This window comes from Flavobacterium pallidum (genome assembly GCF_003097535.1).
Taxonomy (GTDB): domain Bacteria; phylum Bacteroidota; class Bacteroidia; order Flavobacteriales; family Flavobacteriaceae; genus Flavobacterium; species Flavobacterium pallidum.
The window spans coordinates 723,262-742,852 of record NZ_CP029187.1; the positions used below are offsets into that span (position 1 = coordinate 723,262).

17 protein-coding genes are annotated in these 19,591 nt (G+C 42.2%); 10 read left to right on the forward strand and 7 right to left on the reverse strand.

Annotation, left to right across the window (positions count from 1 at the left end):
* Nucleotides 1–64: 64 nt before the first annotated feature.
* The 3 genes from HYN49_RS02875 to HYN49_RS02885 all read right to left on the reverse strand — a co-directional run bounded on the left by HYN49_RS02875 (nucleotide 65) and on the right by HYN49_RS02885 (nucleotide 3,465).
* Nucleotides 65–541 (reverse strand): hypothetical protein, encoded by a 477-nt coding sequence (locus HYN49_RS02875; protein WP_108902718.1) that lies wholly within the window; start codon nucleotides 539–541, stop codon nucleotides 65–67.
* A gap of 122 nt (nucleotides 542–663) precedes the next feature.
* On the reverse strand, nucleotides 664–1,326 hold the full coding sequence (locus HYN49_RS02880) for a response regulator (protein ID WP_108902719.1): 663 nt from the start codon (nucleotides 1,324–1,326) through the stop codon (nucleotides 664–666).
* A 6-nt stretch (nucleotides 1,327–1,332) separates the two neighbouring features.
* Entirely contained in the window at nucleotides 1,333–3,465 is a 2,133-nt protein-coding gene (locus HYN49_RS02885; protein ID WP_108902720.1) for a tetratricopeptide repeat-containing sensor histidine kinase, read from the reverse strand.
* 49 nt (nucleotides 3,466–3,514) lie between these two features.
* Between HYN49_RS02885 and HYN49_RS02890 the strand changes: the two genes are divergently transcribed.
* From HYN49_RS02890 to HYN49_RS02920, 8 genes are all read left to right on the forward strand, one after another.
* Nucleotides 3,515–4,243, forward strand: coding sequence for a metallophosphoesterase family protein (locus HYN49_RS02890; protein WP_108902721.1), 729 nt, complete (start codon nucleotides 3,515–3,517; stop codon nucleotides 4,241–4,243).
* A gap of 275 nt (nucleotides 4,244–4,518) precedes the next feature.
* On the forward strand, nucleotides 4,519–5,283 hold the full coding sequence (locus tag HYN49_RS02895) for a LytR/AlgR family response regulator transcription factor (protein ID WP_108902722.1): 765 nt from the start codon (nucleotides 4,519–4,521) through the stop codon (nucleotides 5,281–5,283).
* Nucleotides 5,284–5,475: 192 nt separating this feature from the next.
* Entirely contained in the window at nucleotides 5,476–5,646 is a 171-nt protein-coding gene (locus HYN49_RS15140; RefSeq protein WP_181368997.1) for a hypothetical protein, read from the forward strand.
* A gap of 98 nt (nucleotides 5,647–5,744) precedes the next feature.
* Nucleotides 5,745–7,784 carry a tetratricopeptide repeat-containing sensor histidine kinase gene (locus HYN49_RS02900; RefSeq protein WP_146185039.1) on the forward strand — a complete coding sequence of 680 codons (2,040 nt, stop codon included), beginning with the start codon at nucleotides 5,745–5,747 and terminating at the stop codon, nucleotides 7,782–7,784.
* Between the two features lie 54 nt (nucleotides 7,785–7,838).
* Nucleotides 7,839–9,869 (forward strand): tetratricopeptide repeat-containing sensor histidine kinase, encoded by a 2,031-nt coding sequence (locus tag HYN49_RS02905; protein WP_108902724.1) that lies wholly within the window; start codon nucleotides 7,839–7,841, stop codon nucleotides 9,867–9,869.
* Between the two features lie 184 nt (nucleotides 9,870–10,053).
* Nucleotides 10,054–10,254: a hypothetical protein gene (locus HYN49_RS02910; RefSeq protein ID WP_108902725.1), complete on the forward strand. Its 201-nt coding sequence runs from the start codon at nucleotides 10,054–10,056 to the stop codon at nucleotides 10,252–10,254.
* A gap of 1,123 nt (nucleotides 10,255–11,377) precedes the next feature.
* Nucleotides 11,378–12,367, forward strand: coding sequence for a sensor histidine kinase (locus tag HYN49_RS15145; RefSeq protein WP_181368998.1), 990 nt, complete (start codon nucleotides 11,378–11,380; stop codon nucleotides 12,365–12,367).
* Nucleotides 12,368–12,394: 27 nt separating this feature from the next.
* Nucleotides 12,395–12,859, forward strand: coding sequence for a response regulator (locus HYN49_RS02920; RefSeq protein WP_108902727.1), 465 nt, complete (start codon nucleotides 12,395–12,397; stop codon nucleotides 12,857–12,859).
* A gap of 114 nt (nucleotides 12,860–12,973) precedes the next feature.
* Here HYN49_RS02920 and thiL read toward each other — a convergent pair whose 3' ends face one another.
* The 4 genes from thiL to HYN49_RS02940 all read right to left on the reverse strand — a co-directional run bounded on the left by thiL (nucleotide 12,974) and on the right by HYN49_RS02940 (nucleotide 17,419).
* Complete coding sequence (thiL, locus tag HYN49_RS02925; RefSeq protein ID WP_108902728.1) at nucleotides 12,974–14,020, reverse strand: thiamine-phosphate kinase; 1,047 nt, start codon at nucleotides 14,018–14,020, stop codon at nucleotides 12,974–12,976.
* A 117-nt stretch (nucleotides 14,021–14,137) separates the two neighbouring features.
* Nucleotides 14,138–15,286, reverse strand: coding sequence for an ATP-binding protein (locus HYN49_RS02930; RefSeq protein ID WP_108902729.1), 1,149 nt, complete (start codon nucleotides 15,284–15,286; stop codon nucleotides 14,138–14,140).
* Between the two features lie 462 nt (nucleotides 15,287–15,748).
* The gene (locus HYN49_RS02935; RefSeq protein ID WP_108904925.1) at nucleotides 15,749–16,498 is read right to left on the reverse strand and encodes an SDR family NAD(P)-dependent oxidoreductase; all 750 of its coding nucleotides are present in this window, start codon (nucleotides 16,496–16,498) and stop codon (nucleotides 15,749–15,751) included.
* 48 nt (nucleotides 16,499–16,546) lie between these two features.
* Nucleotides 16,547–17,419 (reverse strand): aldo/keto reductase, encoded by an 873-nt coding sequence (locus HYN49_RS02940; protein ID WP_108902730.1) that lies wholly within the window; start codon nucleotides 17,417–17,419, stop codon nucleotides 16,547–16,549.
* A 215-nt stretch (nucleotides 17,420–17,634) separates the two neighbouring features.
* Between HYN49_RS02940 and HYN49_RS02945 the strand changes: the two genes are divergently transcribed.
* Complete coding sequence (locus tag HYN49_RS02945) at nucleotides 17,635–18,639, forward strand: AAA family ATPase (RefSeq protein ID WP_108902731.1); 1,005 nt, start codon at nucleotides 17,635–17,637, stop codon at nucleotides 18,637–18,639.
* 78 nt (nucleotides 18,640–18,717) lie between these two features.
* A complete protein-coding gene (locus HYN49_RS02950; RefSeq protein ID WP_108902732.1) occupies nucleotides 18,718–19,584 on the forward strand; it encodes a DUF58 domain-containing protein in 867 nt (288 codons plus the stop codon).
* The last annotated feature ends 7 nt before the right edge of the window (nucleotides 19,585–19,591 follow it).

Below are 19,591 nucleotides of genomic sequence, written 5' to 3' on the forward strand. Positions count from 1 at the left end.
TCAATTTAGTTTCTATAGAATGATTTTAAGCGCATTAGTATGATTGACTAATGCGCTTTATTTCTTACTTGGCGGCGGCCACTAAAGACAGTACCATCGGTAATACTTTTACTGCGGCATCCCACCAGCATCCAGCCTTACACTCTCCACGGCCTTTAATTTTTGTTCCGTCAGGATTGGTGAAGTTTTTTTTGCAATCGGTTAAGCAATCCGAAAGACTTTTCCCTTCAGCGCTCTCTTCACTCAGCTTATTTGCATTAACAACAAAATAATTTGTGGTAACCGAAGTGTTCTTAATCATATTGTCTGAAAACTCCAGACTGATCAATCCGTTGCCTTCGTCAGGTACTACAAACTTCATCTGGCCCTTCTCGGTTTTGCCATCTTTGTTTTTAAACGAAACATCATAAATGATGGTCTCTGATGGCCCTGCGGGGCTTTGCCTGAACGATGGCAACTCCATTTTTACGAATCTGGTTTGAGCATTGGCGGTTAGTGTAAGCAGGCATGTGGCAAGTAGACTTAAAAATAATTTTTTCATGGTAATAATTAATTAAAGATTGATAAAAATTTACATTTCAAATGTGCTGCAGTAATTTGATATTGTAAAAGTATGGGGGTGTATTCTTAAATAGTTACGACTTTCACACCCCAAATGTTAAATTATATCAATCCTAATTTTTTAGCTTCTGTCAAAATATCGTCATCGGTACCATTATTGATACACAGATAGTCCTTAATAGTCACTTTTCTTTTTTCGATGGCGCTTTTCGATATTCCAAGGATGTCCGGCATTTGTTTAAGTTTTATGCCTTTAGCGAGCAGCATAATGATTTCCCGATTCATTTTGTCCAGGTATCTTTCGCGTGACAACAATTCCCTCACACCAGTATTAACGGTATCGCTGTAATAGCTTTTCCCCGAAACAATAATCCCAAATGCCTTAAGAAGGCCGTCACCATTGAAATCGCTTTTCACCATCAATCCTTCCGGGGCGATTTTCCTGACAAGGTTGTATAGGATGATCGCTTCAGAATGCGAAGTGATCATAATAATCTTAGTCCCAGGCCAGTGTTGACGAACCAGGACGGCAAGGTCTTCACCGGATTGGATATTTTTTTCCAGGAATGGCGGCAGGCTCAAATCAATAAAAACAAGGTCAAATTTTCCTGAATAGGCCGGATTTGTGATGATGGAAAAGGCCCTTTCGCAGTTGTAGGCGGCTGTGGTTTCAATCTCATACCCGAAATCGTTCAGGCCCAGGATTACCTTATAGCCTTCAATCTGTGAAGGATGGTCGTCAATCATTAGAATACGTATGGTCATAAGCGGCTATTTAATCGTTAGCGGAAATGTCAGTGTAAGGGTTGTACCGGCGTTTGGTTTGGATTCGATCTTCAATTTGCCCTGAAGTTCCCTTGCACGTTCCTTCATGTTGCGTAAACCCAATCCTTTGCCGGTATTTTTTTTGTCAAAACCTTTGCCATTGTCATTTATTTCAATGCTCAGGATGTTGTTCGCCTGACTGATTGTTACAGACAGCGATGAAGCACCTGCATATTTTACCGTATTTTGCAATGCTTCCTGCAGGATGCGGTACAGTTGCATTTTGCTATTGTTGTCCAGGTCCTGCCAGGCGATTGACTCCTCTGTAATAAGCGTGGTTTGCATCCCGGTGGCGGTTTCTGCAGATTGCAGCATGTTGCGTAACACCGGGATGAAATCGTTACTGTCTGCAAAAGCGGTCTGTCCTAAATCATAAGCGATATTGCGGATCTCCTGCTCGACCTCGCGTAAGGTGTCAATATGTGCCAACGACTTTTGGATGGTTTCCGGATCGGTGCGTTTGGTCAGTACGAACAGGTTCATCCTGATCGCCGACAGCTTGCCCATGATGCCGTCGTGCAACTCGCGTGCAATGCGTTTCTTTTCCTGCTGGCGCCCCTGGTCGTGCTGTTGCTGGTGGGCAAGGCGCAACTCATACAACTCGCTTTCGGATTGCTGCTGGCGGCGGAGTATGGCAAGTTCGCGGTTCTTGAGCCGCTGGCGGTTTAGTAAATAAGTAATGATCATGAGCAGTAAGGCCAATCCAAATAGGGAAGCTACGGTGATGAGCTTGCGGTCCTTTTTGGCGTTTTCGGCTTTTAGTTGTTTTTGTTGTTGGATAAGATTGTCGGTTTCGAATTCGATGCGGGCGAATTTGTTTTTGATGCGGCGGTCGGCAATTTCGATACTATCAAATAATCTATAATACTCTTGTAAATACTCAAAAGCTTTAGATGGATCTGCTTTTGTAAGGATTCTGACAGCATACATTTGATCACGTGGAAAATTATTTTCCTTCGTTAGTTTGTAAGTTTTTTTTGCAAAATCTAAAGCTTTAATATTATCATTTTTCAACAAATAAAATTCCGCGAGGTGAGCATAACAATTATAGACTCCAACAGCATCGTTTAATGAATCCCTTATTTTCAAGGATTGATAAAATAAATCTGGTAAATCATCTAATTCATTTAATCTAAATTTTGCATGTCCTAGGTTGCTAAGTAACATAGCATAAGTTGATGGGTTGTCTTTTCTGAGGTTAGCTTCTTTAAGTCCAATTTCACAATATATCTTTGAAATTTTATATTTTTTTTGGCATGTACACATGCGTCCAAGATTGTTTAACGTAGCTGCTTTAAAGTGATTTTTTAAAGGAATAGATTTGTCAGCGCAAAGCGATAATGCTATGTTATAATATTTCCTCGATAATTCGAATTCACTTAATTCACCATAAGCAATTCCAAGTAAATTGTTAGCTTCATAACGAAGCTCAATCTTATTGGGCCGACCTTTTATGATTCTTAAAATATCAAAAGCACTTTTTTCATAACCTAAATAATCCGTGTATTTATGTTGAATTTGCGCCTTGCTAAATAAGGGTTCTAGAATTTCTTCGCTATTTTTTATTTTGTTGTAGAATTTTATTGATTTATCAAAGTAGTAATAACTACTATCAGGTTTATTCATAAGAACGAAATAATCTCCCATGTAACTACACGCTTTAGCCATACTGAAAGTATCAAGAGCGCTTTCAGATTGTTTTATTAAAAATGAAGTTATCTTTTTATAATCAATTGTATCTTTCATATTCCAAAAACGTCCTGCTACTTTAAAAAAATAATACCTGTTTATGGAGTCATTATTTTGTTTTTCTATAATTCTCAGCGCCTTAAAATTATTTTCATAACGAATCTTATAAGGCAAACTCTCATCAAATGCAATACTCAGGTATTTTAAAATACTGTCGTTTTTAGGAGGTAGTTTGACGGATTCGACTTTTTTATTATCACAATACGATAACAAAAAACTTATTAAGATGACGGCAGCAATCTTTTTAAACATCATATCGTTTTTCCAAAAATAATTAATCCCGCACAACTTAACCAAAAACCAAACTGCCCCATTACGCTTTTTCCACAACAAATGTTAAATTTTTCCAACCGCAAATCACTTTCCGTATTTTTAAAAAATGAGAACATTAGTCATAGGCGATATACACGGCGGGCTGCGCGCGATAAAACAGGCTTTTGAACGCGCGGGCGTTACAAGCGAAGATAAGCTAATTTTCCTTGGGGATTATGTAGATGGCTGGAGTGAATCGCCGCAGGTGATTGATTTCCTGATGGCGTTGCAACAGACGAATCCCTGTAAATTCATCCGCGGAAACCACGATGCGCTGCTGTATGAATGGCTGGGCGGGCATGACGACAACCTGCTTTGGTACAAGCATGGTGGCGAGGCCACCGTCAAGGCCTACGCGAACGTGCCGGAGGAAAAAAAACACGCCCATTTGCTGTTTCTGGAAAAACTCGAAAATTATTACCTCGACGAGGACAACCGGCTGTTCGTACATGCCGGGTTTACGAACCTGAACGGCGTGGCCTACGAATATTTCCCGAAGATGTTCTTCTGGGAGCGTACATTGTGGGAAACCGCGCTGGCACTCGACCCAAGCATGGAGCACAACGACCCGCTGTTCCCGAAGCGGTTTACGCTGTATAAGGAAATCTTTATCGGGCATACGCCCGTGACACGCATCGGGATGACCGTGCCGGTGAATAAGGCGTGCGTGTGGAACGTCGATACCGGTGCGGCGTTCAAAGGGCCGTTGACCGTGATGGATGTGGATACTAAGGCATTTTGGCAAAGCGATCCGCTGCCGGAGTTGTATCCGGGGGAGAAGGGACGAAATAATTAGTGGCAGTCGCAGTAGCAGCAGGCAGTATTAGAATGCCCTTTGAAAGTATTGTCTTTCCGGACACATTGGATGCCCTAGCCCGGATGGAAGCGGCATCCTTTTCCTGCTTTCTTTAAGCAGGAAAAGATATAGTGGACAGCCGGATCAGCTCCTGAAAAAAAAACCTGAACCCTGTATGCTGTACCTTTTTTACCCTGCGCCCCGTTTATAACTTATTAATAACTACCCTCTAAAACCATTGTATCCCACTGCGGCACAGCGTATTTTAGTCGGTCATGAAGTATCCTTACATCATTATCGACGACGATCCCGAAAGCGCGGCCAGGACCCAGTCCCTGTTCGACGAGTTCGCGAATTATTTCCTGCTCGGGACGGCGGCAACGTATGAAGATGGGGTAAACCTGATCCTGGAGCACAAGCCGAAGCTCGTCGTGATGGAAATCAAGCCGAAGTACAAGAAGAGCGGCCTGTCGCTGGGGCTGATCAATGAGCTGTTCCGGTTTGTAAAGGTAATGCCGAAGATCGTCGTACTCACCAAAGGGAAGGACATGGCCTATGAAGCCATCAAGCATGAGGCGTTCGATTACCTTGTAAAGCCGCTGGGCATCCATGAGCTGCGCAAGACACTGATTAAGTTCGAACGCGGCACCGAAGCGCTGCCCACGACACTGTGTATCAAGTCGTACGGCGACTACCGCTTTATCGATATGGAGGACATCGTGTATGCGAAGGCCGACAACAATTCGACCGACATCTATATGGCCAACGGCGACATGGTGACGGCGTTTAAGACGATGAAGCATTTCGAGACGACGCTGCCTTCGGAATTCATCAGGATACACAATTCATACATGATCAACATCAACCATGTGTCGAGGATCCACCTGGGCAACAATGTGTGCTACCTGAAGAACAGCAAGGTACAGATCCCGTTCTCGAAATCGTATAAGAAGAATGTCGACATGCTGATCCACCTGATCACGACCAATGAAAACAAGGAATTGAGCAAGATTTACCTGAATCTCGATAACATGAATTAAGCTGTTGCCTTTTTTTGGCAAATGGCTGACAGTCAAATCCTCTCAAAATCCATACATCCACACCTGTAGGGCATCCAGTTACTATTTCAGGTATTTCTACGCAAGCCTTTTTGTGCGAATCCCCGTAGTTTTACGCCATCGATTTGAACAAACAAGAAAAAAATAATAACAATATCCCCTAAATTGAACATCATGAAAAAAATTATCTTAATCGTAGCAATTGTTTTGGTAGCTGTAGTTGGTTTGACTTCTTTTAATGGGAAGGAAGTGAAGAAGGAAAACGGAGATAGACTAATAGCGCAGGTCAAAACAGAATCTCCAGGAGAACCAATAATTAAAGGTGGTACAAAAAAAGACAATTAGTCTTTTTACAAAAAAATATAACACAAGGGCTATCTGAATGATAGCCCTTTTTTCTTGCGTTAGTTTTTTATTACTTTTGGGTTTCAAGTTTGTTTATTTTGAAGCAATTATTTCTATTTTTTTTATTCCTATTAATGGTTTGCTGTGATAGTAAGCCTGGCTTGATACTGCGTGATTTACAGAAGGACAGCCTCAATTATTTTTTTGAGGCAGCAAATAATGATTCTCTCACGCCAAGTGTCAGGAAATTATACACCAAGAAGGCTTTAGACATTATTTCACAAGGAAGTAATGACTCAATGCGCAGAGTCAATTATTTTAAAGTAGCGAACCGTTATTTTAACATCAATGATCTCGAAAATTATAAGAAAATATGTGAAAAAGTAAAAATAGCTTCAGAAAAAGCAAAAGACAGCAACAGCATAGCAAAAGCTTACAGCTATTTAGCGGATTATTATGCTGCAAAATTTAACTCAGAAAAAGCATACCGCTATTATTTTAATGCACAAAAAATTTATATAAATCTAGGAAAAACAACTAAAGCGGCTAAATGTCTGCTAAATAAATCCGTATTGCAATTCAACGAGAAAGATTATGTTGGAAGCGAAAAATCGGCTTTTGAAGCATTAAAGTATATTAAAACCACCAATGAGACAGACTTGCTATATGATAGTTATAACCTATTAGGAATTCTAGCGAATGAATTAAATGAATTTTCTAAAGCGTTAGAATATCATAACAAAGCTCTTGCGGTAATTGAAACTGATAACCCGCTTTCCAATGAATTAAGATTTGCTTCATTGCACAACATTGGGCTTACTTATCAAAATGGTAAAGATGATGAAAAAGCTATTGAATTTTTTTATAAAGCTATAAAAAGCGACCCAAATTTGCATTCGAAATCGAAGGACTATGCAACCTTGATTGATAATTTGGGATATTCGAAATTGAGATTGAAAGCTTTTAACGACTTACCAATATTATTTTATAAATCCCTTCACATCGCCGACAGTCTTAATTCTTTACCAAATAAACTTTCTAGTGAATTACATTTAGCTGAATATTATCTAAGTAAAAGCGACACCGTGAAAGCAACCGAATTTGGAAAAAATGTTTATCAAGAAGCAAAATCGAACAACTTGGATAAATATATGTTGCTTTCCCTAAAGCGCTTAACGGAGAGTGATCCAAAAAACGCAGGGAATTATTCCAAAAAGTACATTAAAATTAATGATAGCTTACAACTCGCTGAACGCCAAACCCGCAACAAACTCGGCCGTATCGAATACGAAACAGACCAACTCGCCACCGAAAAAAATCAACTCGTCGAACAGCGCAAAACCCTCATCTACATCGTCCTCGGCATCATCTTAATTGCTGGCTTTATTTTTATTATCCGTTTCCAGGCCGAGAAAAACCGCGAGCTGCGTGCCATGCAGGAACAGCAAGCCGCAAACGAGGAGATTTACCAACTGATGATCACACAGCAGGACAAGCAGGAAGAAACGCGGCAGGCTGAGAAGAAGCGTATTGCCCAGGAAATACATGATGGGGTGTTGGGCAAGCTGTTCGGGACACGAATGCACTTAGGGCTGCTCAACGACAGGGACGGTAAAGAAGCACATACCGAACGTGTTACCTATATTGATGAGTTAAAAACGCTGGAACAGGAACTTCGCGAAATATCCCATGACCTGAATTCAGAGAAGCAGGCCGTCGCCAACAACTTCGTGCAGATGGTGATGAACTTCATCGAAACGCAGCGTACGGTTTGCAAAGCTGCCATCACTATCAATATGGAAAATAAGATCGACTGGGCGGCTGTGGACAGTGTGGCAAAAATCAACCTGTACCGCATCCTGCAGGAGGCATTCCAGAATATAAACAAACATGCGCAGGCATCGGATGTGTCCGTAGATTTCACACAGCAGGACGGCAACATTCTACTTACGGTTTATGACGATGGCGTGGGCTTCAACTACTTTAAAAAGAAAAAGGGAATTGGAATGCTGAACATGCATTCGCGTATTACGGGATCAGGCGGTACGATGGCGGTTGTTACTGCGCCGGGTGTAGGGACAAAGCTCGAATTTGCACTACCTGTGACTATTTCAAAAAAACTTCTTAAAGTTCTGTAGCGTTACTTTATTTTGTATTGGTAGTTTTACTATTTTTGGGTAAACGCCATACAGATGTCTTACTTTCGCTACCTGTTAATCGTATTATTATTATTGCTGGCTTGCAGTTGTCAACAGAAAAAACTTCCCAAGCAAACCGCGCTTGCCGACTCCCTTGACCGGTGGTTTAAAATTGCTAATAATGACTCTGTCGCTGTGGCGACGCGGAAGTTTTATACTGATAAGGCATTTGCGGTGGTTTCGAAATACCCTAACAATCTGGAGAGTAGAACATATTATTTCAAAATTGCTGCACGATATTATAATATAAATGCTTTAGAAAATTATAAAATTGTAACAAAACGAATAATCTACAACTCCAAAATAAAAAATGACACTACTAATATTGCTGAGGGATATAGTTTTTTAGGAGACTATTTTAACCGAAAACTTGCTTTTGACTCTGCATATATAAATTATGATAAATCGGAAAGCTTTTATATTATGTCACAAGATTATTCAAATGCAGCTAAAAATATAATATATCAGGCCAGAGTTCAATTTATTGAAAAAGATTATGTAGGGAGTGAGAAATCTCTGTTTGGGGCGTTGAAATTTTTAAAGAAAACCCATCATAAAGAACTAACATACGACGCGTTCAATATGTTGGGAGTAATTTATGCAGAATTAAATGAATATCATAAATCTTTGGAATATCATAATAGAGCTCTTAAATTGTTAGAAGATAGAATTGCCTTCCCAAAAAAAGAAATTTATATTTCATCTTCATTGAATAATATTGGGTTGGTTTACCAAAATAAAGGCGACCACAAAACAGCGATTTCATATTTTAAAAAAGCATTGGCGTATAAGGACTTATTTAAAGTAGATTGTTGGACATATGCACTCTTAATTAATAATTTAGGATACTCTGAATTAAAGATGGGTAAGTTTAATCAATTACCGAAATTATTTTACATGTCTTTGCAGATTTCGGACAGCTTGGGGTTAGTAACGAGCAAAATATCCAGTAAATTACATTTATCAGAATATTATGCGTTAATGAACGACTCTTTAAAAGCATATGAGTTTGGTTTTGAAGCGTTAACTGACTCTAAACAAAATAAGCTATCCAAGCAAATTTTACTTTCACTAAAACAAATGAGTATTATTGATTATAAAAATAAGGTTTCTTACTTTGAAGACTATATTCAAATCAGTGACTCTCTTCAACTCGCAGAACGCCAAATCCGTAACAACTTGGGACGTGTCGAATACGAAACCGATGAACTGGCGACTGAAAAAGCCACACTTCTAAACCAAAGAAAAACAATAATCTACATCGCCCTCACCATCATCCTAATCGCCATCCTCATTTCCATTATCCGCATCCAATCCTCCAAAAACCGTGAACTTCGCCTCGTGCAGCAAAAGCAACATGCCAATGAAGAAATATACCGCCTGATGCTTGACCAACAGCAGCAACGCGACGAAGGAAGGCGGCAGGAGAAGAAACGCATTGCGCGCGAACTGCATGACGGTGTGATGGGACAACTCACAGCGATCAGACTAAACCTGTTTGCGTTGAGCCGCAAACACGATCCCGAAACCATCCAAAATGCGTTAGGCCATATCGACAAAATACAGGATGTCGAAAAAGAAATCCGTGGCATAGCCTATGACCTTACTGCTACTATTGACGAAGGGACCGATTATATGGAGGTCATTACCAACATCTTCAGCGGGCTCGAACAACATTCAAGCATACGATTTTCAATGCAGGTCAAAGGTGAGACCGATTGGAACAAGGTATCGGTTGAAGTCAAAATAGCACTATGCCGTATGTTGCAGGAAGCGCTGCAGAACATCATTAAATATGCGCAGGCCGAAAATGTGTCTTTGACTACTCGCGGTGAACAACACAGGCTTTTTATAACCGTACAGGACGATGGTGTTGGATTTGATTTAAAAAAGGTGCGAAAAGGTTTAGGTCTTCGTAATATGCAGGAACGGGCACGGGAAATTGGTGGTTCTATTACGATTACAACAGCGCCGGGCAATGGTACTTCCCTCGAATTCACATTACCACTTCAAGGCAATTTGTAGAACAAATTCTACATTACCCTAATTCCGTTTACTCGCAGGAACGGGCCATTTACCATTGAACGATAGCCAGTTACTATATCAGGGGTTTTTACGTAGGCGCTTTGCCGCAAGCATTGTAGTTTTACCGCATCGAAATGATAAAACAAACAAAAAATAACAATATCCCCTAAAATTGAAAAGTACCATGAAAAAAATTATCTTAATCGCAGCAGTAGTTCTAGTAGCAGTAATTGGCTTAACTTCTTTTAACGGTAAAGAGCAACATAAAGAAAAAGGAAACGGCGCATTAATTGCTTCATTGGAAGGAGGTCCTGTAACTGGGGGCTCAGGAAGTACTGGAATCCCTCCTGGAGGAACAGGAGGTACAGGAAAGAAAACAGAATAAATTGTAATTGAAAATATGAAAGGCTATCCTTCGGATAGCCTTTTTTTTATGCAAATAGTTTTCCTATTTTTGGCAAAACGATCAACATTAAGTGAAAGTAAAGGCTACATTCATCCTTTTTTTTATTTTGACTCTAAGTTGCAATAAAAAAAATAAGGATTTTAAACTAAGCTCTGAGTTATCAGACAGCTTATCATATTATTTTAATGTTGCAAATAATGATTCCACGCCTTTGAATATTAGGTCTTTTTTTAATAAAAAAGCCTTGAGAATTGTGTCACAACAATCGAATGACTCTTTAAACAGAGCAAATTATTTTAAAATAGCGAACAGGTATTATAACGTAAACCAATTGCCCCAGTACCTTAATATTACAAAATTAATTATTAAGAATTCTATTTTAGCAAATGATTCACTTAGTTTGGCAAAGGCATATACTTATATGTGTGATTTTTATTTGAAAGTGGGAAAAGCAGACAGCGTTTATCATTATAATTATGAAGCTGAAAAAATATATGCAAAAAGGAATGATAAAGTAAATCTAACACAAACCCTATTTAACAAAGCAATCCTGCAACATAATCATAGTGATTTTTTAGGGTGTGAAAGGACAGCTTTTGATATGTTGAGAGTTCTTAAAAATTATGAGAACTTAGAAATGTCTTATCAGGCCAATAACTTATTAGGTATAGTGTATGGAGAACTCCAGGAATTTGATTTATCAAAAAAGTACTACCAAATAGCTATATCTATAGCGGAAAATAAGAGCATTCCTTCTAATTATCAATATAAAGCAACTACAATAAACAATTTAGGCTTCATGTATTCTAATCAAAAAAAATATAAGGAAGCCAAAAAAGAATATTTAGAAGGGCTTCGAGAAAAAAATCTTTTAACTGATAACCCCGTCACTTTTGCTATGCTAAGGGATAATCTTGCATATGCTAATTTTAAATTGCAGGACCTAAGCCAACTACCTGCAATGTTTTACGAAGCATTGAAAATAAGAGATAGTCTTAAAGTTGTGCCAGGGATTATTGTGAGTAACATTCATTTGTCCGAATTTTTTGCGTCACAAAAAGATACCGTCAAAGCAATTAAGTATGCTAAAAAAGCTTATGATGTGGCACATATTCATAAACAAAAAAGAGAGACACTGTTAGGGTTGAGGCAGTTATCTAATATAGACAACACAAAAGAGAGAAACTATTCAGTTGAATATTATAATATAAGTGATAGCCTAGATGTTAACGAACGCAAAGCTCGCAACAAATTCGCCCGCATCGAATTCGAAACCGACGAACTCGCCCAAGACAAAGTAAAGCTCGTCGAACAAAAGAAGACCTTAATCTATACCGTACTGGGAATTATCTTAATAGGGGTGTTTGTGTTTGTGATCCGCGTACAAATATCCAAAAACCGCGAGCTGCGTTTCATCCAGGAGCAGCAAAAAGCCAATGAGGAAATCTATTCGCTCATGATTACTCAACAGGACAAAGTTGAAGAGTCAAGGCAGGCAGAAAAGAAACGTATTGCACAGGAATTACACGACGGTGTACTAGGGAAATTGTTCGGGACCAGAATGAATTTAGGAGTGCTGAACACCAGGAAAGACGAGGACGGAATCGTGCAGCGGGTGGGTTATATCGACGAGCTCAAGAACCTCGAACAGGAAATCAGGGAAATCTCGCACGATTTAAATTCGGAAAAGACGGCGGTTTTTAATAACTTTGTGTTGATGGTCAGCAATTTCATAGAATCGCAACGCACTGTATGCCAGGCTGATATTTCGATAAAAATGGACGATACCATCGAATGGAATGCCATAGCGAACACTGCCAAAATCAACCTTTACCGCATCCTGCAGGAAGCATTCCAGAACATCAACAAGCACGCCAAAGCCCAACACGTGCATGTAACATTTGAGAAAAAAAACAGTCTTATGCAGCTGGAAGTGGCCGACGATGGCATAGGGTTCATTTACAGCAAAAAACGCAACGGGATCGGCCTGCAGAACATGCGCTCCCGCATCACCACCTCCGGAGGGACGATGGACATCATCACCAAACCCGGCGACGGTACGACATTACATTTTGAATTGCCCCTTACCTAAAATAAACTTAACCTAACAAGCAAACTCATGAAGAAAACAGTACAAGTGTTAATGGTGGACGACCACCCTTTTATCCTGCAGGCGTACAAGAATACACTGGACCGCTTCAAGCCGGACGACTATCACATTGTAGAAACCACGGCCGACTCGGGGAAAACCGGATATGAGGTGATCGCAAACAGCACCGTTACTTACGATGTGGCTTTCCTGGACATCAGCATCCCTACCTATCCCGAACAAAACATCGAGTCGGGGATCGACCTTGCCAAACTGCTCCGCCAGCAAATGCCGGACTGCAAGATCGTATTGCTCACGATGCATACTGAAAAACTCAAATTCCGGTATTTTTCTGAAACCATACAACCTGAAGGGCTTGTGGTGAAGAACGACCTCACTTTCGAGGAGCTCCTGATTGCCTTCGAGGACATCCTTGACGGGAAATTATATTACAGTGAAACGGTACAGAAAATGATGCAGGAGGAGGAAAGTTAGTATGCAGTCACAGTCACGGTAGGCAGTTACTGCAAACTTAAAAAAGGTTATAGCCGCTTTCTCAGTAAACAGTCGTCAACAGTTTGTACTGTAAACCGAGACTGCGACTGAAAATTACTCCTCCAAAGCATCCCATCCCCTTGCGCGCAGGGGGATTTTTGTATCGGCACGCGTGATCAGGTGGATGCCTTCGGTTTCTTTGACCATATGGCCGATAATCGAGAAGTTCGGGTTGCCCTTGATCTTGTCAAAATCGTCCATCCTGATCGTAAACAACAATTCATAATCTTCTCCGCCATTGATGGCCACCGTAGTGGAATCGATATTGAATTCCTCGCAGGTGGCAATCAGTTGCGGGTCCAGCGGGAGTTTGTCTTCGTATAAATTACAACCTACGTTGGACTGCTTACAGATGTGGATGATTTCTGAGGAAAGTCCATCAGAAATATCAATCATCGCCGTCGGTTTTATTTCCAAAGCATGCAACAAAGTAAGCACATCCTTACGCGCTTCGGGCTTCAGTTGGCGCTCAATCAAATAAGCATAGGCATCGAGATCCGGCTGCGAATTCGGGTTCACCTGGAACACCTGCTTTTCGCGTTCCAAAACCTGCAGCCCCATATAGGCCGCGCCGATATCGCCGGTCACCACCAGTAAATCCATTTCTTTTGCTCCATTGCGGTACACAATCTCATTTTCATCGGCTTCCCCTATCGCGGTAATGCTGATGATCAGCCCTTTTTGTGACGAGGTGGTATCGCCGCCGATCACATCTACCTTATATTCATTCGCGGCCAGTGTAATCCCGGCAAACAATTCCTCCAAAGCCTCTAGCGGAAAACGGTTCGACACGGCAACAGAAACGGTAATCTGCGTTGCCAAAGCGTTCATTGCGCAAATATCGGATACATTGGCCACCACAGCCTTATACCCCAAATGTTTCAGCGGCATATAGGCCAGGTCAAAATGCACGCCCTCAACCAGCAAATCGGTCGAAACGACGGCCTTCTTATCCTTAAAATCCAAAACCGCAGCATCATCACCAATGCCCTTAAGCGTCGATGGACGGCTGATATTAAAATTTTTCGTCAGGTGTGCTACGAGGCCAAACTCGCCCAATTGTGATAGCGGTGTACGTTGCGGGTTTTTATCTTCAATCATGGTACAGGGTACAGGGTTCAGGGCGCAAAGGTACGAAGTAGCAAAGGTTCAAAGTCATAAACCGGCAAAGTTTTTAAAGGCCGTACAATGCTTGTTATGAAGCCGCGCTTGCTTTATTCAATCACTCAACCCTTTATCATACTTCATCTTCCGCAAAATCCGTAACGCTTCCTTAAACGACAGATACACTTTAGGGAAAGGTTTCAGCACCATTTTCGCATCAATCAATTTCTGTTTTGCGTCCTCGAAACCATTCAGGTAGCAGATCATAAACGTCGACGGCAGGTTTTCAAGATCCCGCCGGTCACGCGCCGTTAGCGGAAATCCTTTTTCCAGTTGCTGTATCAGGGACAGGTTTGCATTGTAGATATGGTACAGCATTTTGCGGTTGAATTCCGGCGGCTGGAACAGCATTTCCCTGTCAATCCGGTAATAGCCGTTGTCGTAAAAATGGATGGTGAGTTTCTCAAGTGGGTAATAACTCGTCTTGTCATTCAGGCCTAACGGGACGAATTCGGTAATCGTAAAAGTATTGTCATCAAAGGTAATATCGACCTCATCCTGAGCCGAATAAAATAGTTTTACCTGCTCATTGATCAATTCAATATCGACACGGGAAAGATACGTTTTATCGCGCACGCGTTTCGGGATACCTGCCCAGCAAATGACGAAAAGCTCCTTAAACACCTTGTATTTCGGCGCCATATCCGGATGCCGGAAATTCATGAAGTCAATTACGCCATCCAACGTATATCCAATACTGTTGCGCGAATTGTTCTCGATCCCAATCACGGTTTCCGCATTCTGGTAGCTTTTTTCCGCAATACCATCCACCGGCACCGAGTTGCTGCCGCGGCGTATAAAAATACTGTTAGCCGGAATCGTGTGGATGCCTTTTTTAAAATAAGATGTCTTATTGTTCGGGCGGATCGTTACCAAACCCACCACGCGGTCCTTTGGCAGATTCGGAAACGGTACGTTTTCATACTGGATCTTCGGCGGATGCTCGAGAAAGGCATTTACTAAGTTCTGGATGCGGCTGTCATCAAAGAAATCATCACCCACAATGTCATTGTCATGATCCTCTACCCCAACAACGATATAGGAATTGTTCGTCGGGTTCGAGTTGGACAGCGCACAGATGTGCTTCAGGAATTTCGCCTTGCCTTCCCGCGAATGCAGGTTCAACTGCCTTTTTTTATCATAAAAACTGCTCTCGTCGTTATGTGCGAGCAGGTTTTTGATTAAAAGGCGCTTGTTTATCATTTATTTGGAATTGTCAACTTATATGCTTCGGGTAAGATACACGTTCCCCTGCAAACTGTAACTGCAAACTGATTACTTTTTCAGGGCGTTGCCTGCGGCCGGGCTATCCGCTGCACCCGAGGCATAGCCGAACTGACCGGAGGTAATCTTCATGTCTTTGCCTTCCGCAGGCTTCAGGCGAATCCATAAAGGATTTCCGCTACTATCCCTAACGCGGATTCGACGAAACTGAATCTGATTCCATATTATTCAACCACGATTTTGTCGATCGTGTCACTCCGGCCTCCGCTTCGTAGGCGGGCACCTGCATTCCGAAGATTCCGTAAAAATCAAAACTGTCTGAGCGCAGCGAGTTTTTTGATTTTAGGAATTGAGGAATAGCAGGTCGCCGAGAAGAGGCAAGCCTTGAATTTTTGCTTCTTTTGTTTCAAGACAAAAGAAGATAAATATCAAATCTCTAACTCACTTTTTGTGGCTGATTGTCGCCGTCGCCTGTGCCGTAGGTGTCACCACTACCTCACCAATGTTCACATAGTACGGCCGCGTCACGACAAACAAAATAATATCCGCTATATCTTCCGGCCTTAATGGCGTAAAAGCCTGGTACACCTGCGCCGCCCTTTCTGTATCGCCTTTAAAGCGCACTTCGCTGAATTCCGTCTCGACCATTCCCGGATGGATGGCACCCACCCGGATGCCGTGCTGCACAAGATCAATCCGCATGGCTTTGTTCAAAGCATCCACTGCATATTTCGTAGCGCAATACACATTCCCGTTCGGGTACACTTCCTTACCGGCAATCGATCCGATATTGATGATGTGCCCGCTGTTCCTTTCAGTCATGCCGGGAATCACGGCTTTGGAAACATACAGCAATCCTTTTACGTTACTGTCGATCATCGCATCCCAGTCGTCGAGGCTGCCGGTTTGTATCGGCCCAAGGCCATGGGCATTTCCGGCGTTATTGATAAGGATGTCGATTTTGGAAAAATCTTCAGGCAATGTCCCGATCTGTTGCAACACTGCTTCTCTGTCGCTGACATCAAAATTTAAAATATGCAGGTCCGTTTTACCTGAAAGTTCCGCCTGCAGTTGTGCAAGCCTTTCCTCCCTGCGGCCACAAAGTACCAACCTGATGCCGTTTTCTGCAAATATCCTGGCGGTAGCCCTTCCTATCCCGCTTGTCGCCCCTGTTATCAATGCTGTTTTCATATTGTCATTTTTTTTACCTGTACCATGTGCCCTGCACCCTGAACCCATTTACGGTACGTCCGTACCCATGCTTTCCGCCCAAATAGCAAACCAGTCCTCGCGGTCAAGCTTCAGCTCCACTGCCTTCATCAGCGCCTGGATACGCGCCACATTCACGGTTCCGGCAACCGGGACTACCCCGGCCGGATGTTGCATGATCCAGGCCAAAAGCAGCGTATCAGCACCATAATGGTACTTGTCGACTAATTTGGCAAGCAGTTTTTTCAGTCGGCGTGTCTGCTCGTTGTCCTCCCTGAAAACATTTCCCAACGGGTTCCATGACATCGGCTTAATGTGGTGCAGCTGCATGTAATCAAGGCTGCCGTCGAGCATAGGCTCGAAATGTGTCGCCGAGAATTGTATCTGGTTGTAATTCACTTCCGTTTTCTGCCGGATCAGTTCGGTTTGTGAAGCCGTAAAATTTGACAGCCCAAAATCGATAATCTTCCCGTCCGATTTTAGTTTTTCAACCGCTTCTGCAATTTCATCAGGCTGCATCAACGGGCTTGGACGGTGCAGCAGCAATACGTCGAGATAATCCGTTTTGAGATTTCTCAGGGAATTCTCCGCAGACCATATAATGTAATCCTTGTCGTAATTGTAATGCTTGATTTTATTGTCGCGGTTTGGGGAGATGTGCTGGATTCCACATTTTGAAATCAGCTGGATTTTTTCCCTTGCGATTTTTGACTGCAAAAATCCATCTCCAAACGTGGCTTCGGTGGTATAGGAACCGTATATATCGGCATGGTCAAAAGTGCTGATGCCGTTCTCAAGGCATAAAAGAATGATATGCGCCATCTCAGGCGCAGTAAGGTTTTTGTCCCAGATTCCCCAATTCATGGTTCCTGCGACAATGGGCGATAAAGTGGTCTTGCTCAAGGTATAATTTTTAATATAATTGCTGCCTGAATTCCCATCTGGAAACCAAACCGGGATAAAGTTCTTAAAAATATAAAAACAAAATCACAAATCATCCTTAAAGGCAGGGGTTTGAAAGAATTTTTAACCATTTTTTAACATCCTTAAAGTGAAAAAAAATTCAATTTGCACCGTCAAAAATATCCGACCAATCCAAAAGCAATAAATATCAAATTATGGAAGAAAATACTGCCGCTTTAGACATCAGGGCAATCAATGAAAAAATTGAAAGGGAGAGTGCTTTTATTGAGCTTTTGAACCTTGAAATGAATAAGGTCATCGTTGGCCAGAAACATATGATCGAAAGGTTGCTCATCGGGCTTCTGGGCCAGGGTCATATTCTTTTGGAAGGCGTTCCCGGACTTGCAAAAACTTTAGCCATAAACACCTTATCGCAAGCAGTACACGGTTCATTCAGCAGGATCCAGTTTACTCCGGACCTTTTGCCTGCGGATGTTGTCGGAACCATGATTTACAACATCAAATCGAACGAATTCTCCATTAAGAAAGGCCCGATTTTCGCCAATTTCGTCCTTGCCGACGAGATCAACCGCGCGCCTGCAAAGGTACAATCCGCTTTGCTTGAAGCGATGCAGGAAAAGCAGGTAACTATCGGCGATACTACTTTTAAACTTGACAAACCGTTTTTGGTATTGGCCACACAAAACCCAATCGAGCAGGAAGGCACCTACCCACTCCCGGAAGCACAGGTCGATCGTTTTATGCTCAAGACCGTCATCGATTATCCTAAAATGGATGAGGAGCGCATGGTCATCCGCCAAAACCTGCAGGGAGGATATCAGCAAATTAATCCAGTCGTATCGGTAGAGCAAATCCTGCGTGCGCAACAAGCTGTCCGCGAGGTATACATGGACGAGAAAATAGAGAAATACATCCTGGATATTGTTTTCGCGACAAGATATCCTGAAAAATATAAGCTGGAAAACCTGAAGCCGCTGATCGGTTTCGGAGCGTCACCACGTGGCAGCATCAACCTCGCCAATGCGGCGAAATGTTACGCCTTCATCAAGCGCAGGGGCTATGTAATCCCTGAAGACGTGCGTGCCGTAGTGCATGACGTTTTACGCCACAGGATTGGGGTGACTTATGAAGCGGAAGCAGAAAACATTACTTCTGTAGATATCATCAACAAGATTGTAAACGAGGTCGAAGTACCTTAAGAAGTTTACAGTTGCAGTCGCTGTATACAGTTTCCGATCGACACTGCCCACTGCGACTGCGACTGAATACTAAAGCAAATGGATACAAAAGAGCTTTTAAAAAAGGTCCGCAAGATTGAAATCAAGACCCGCAGGCTGAGCGACCACATTTTTTCGGGTGAATATCACACGTCGTTTAAAGGGCGCGGTATGACATTTTCTGAAGTGCGCCAGTACCAGTACGGTGACGATATACGTGCGATCGACTGGAATGTGACGGCACGCTACAATGAGCCATACGTGAAGATTTTCGAGGAAGAACGCGAACTTACGATGATGCTGATGGTGGACATTTCAGGTTCTGAAAGTTTCGGTACCAGAAGCCAGTTCAAAAATGAGATCGTGACTGAAATTGCGGCGACTTTGGCATTTTCCGCAACGCAAAACAACGATAAGATCGGATTGATCCTTTTTTCAGACCAGATCGAATTGTACATCCCGCCGAAAAAGGGAAAATCACACGTGCTGCGCATCATCCGCGAACTTATCGAATTTCAGCCAAAAAGCCGTAAAACCGACATCGCACAGGCATTGCGGTTCCTTTCCGGCACACAAAAAAAGAAGGCCATCGTATTTTTGATCTCGGATTTTATGTCGGATGATTTTGAGCAGCCGTTGAAAATCGCTTCAAAAAAACACGACCTTACAGGGGTCAGGGTGTATGATCCGCGTGAGGAAAAAATGCCGAATATCGGAATGGTTCCTATGACGGATGCCGAAACAGGCAAACTCCAACTGGTGAACACCGGCGCGAAATCTGTCCGGATGGCTTATGAAAAATATTATCACGACAAAGTAAAATACTTTAAGGAGACCTTCAGCAAATGCGGCTCAGGTGTTGTAAACACCAGGGTTGATGAAAGCTATGTGACCCGCCTGCTTGGATATTTTAAATCCAGGAGCTAATTTCCCG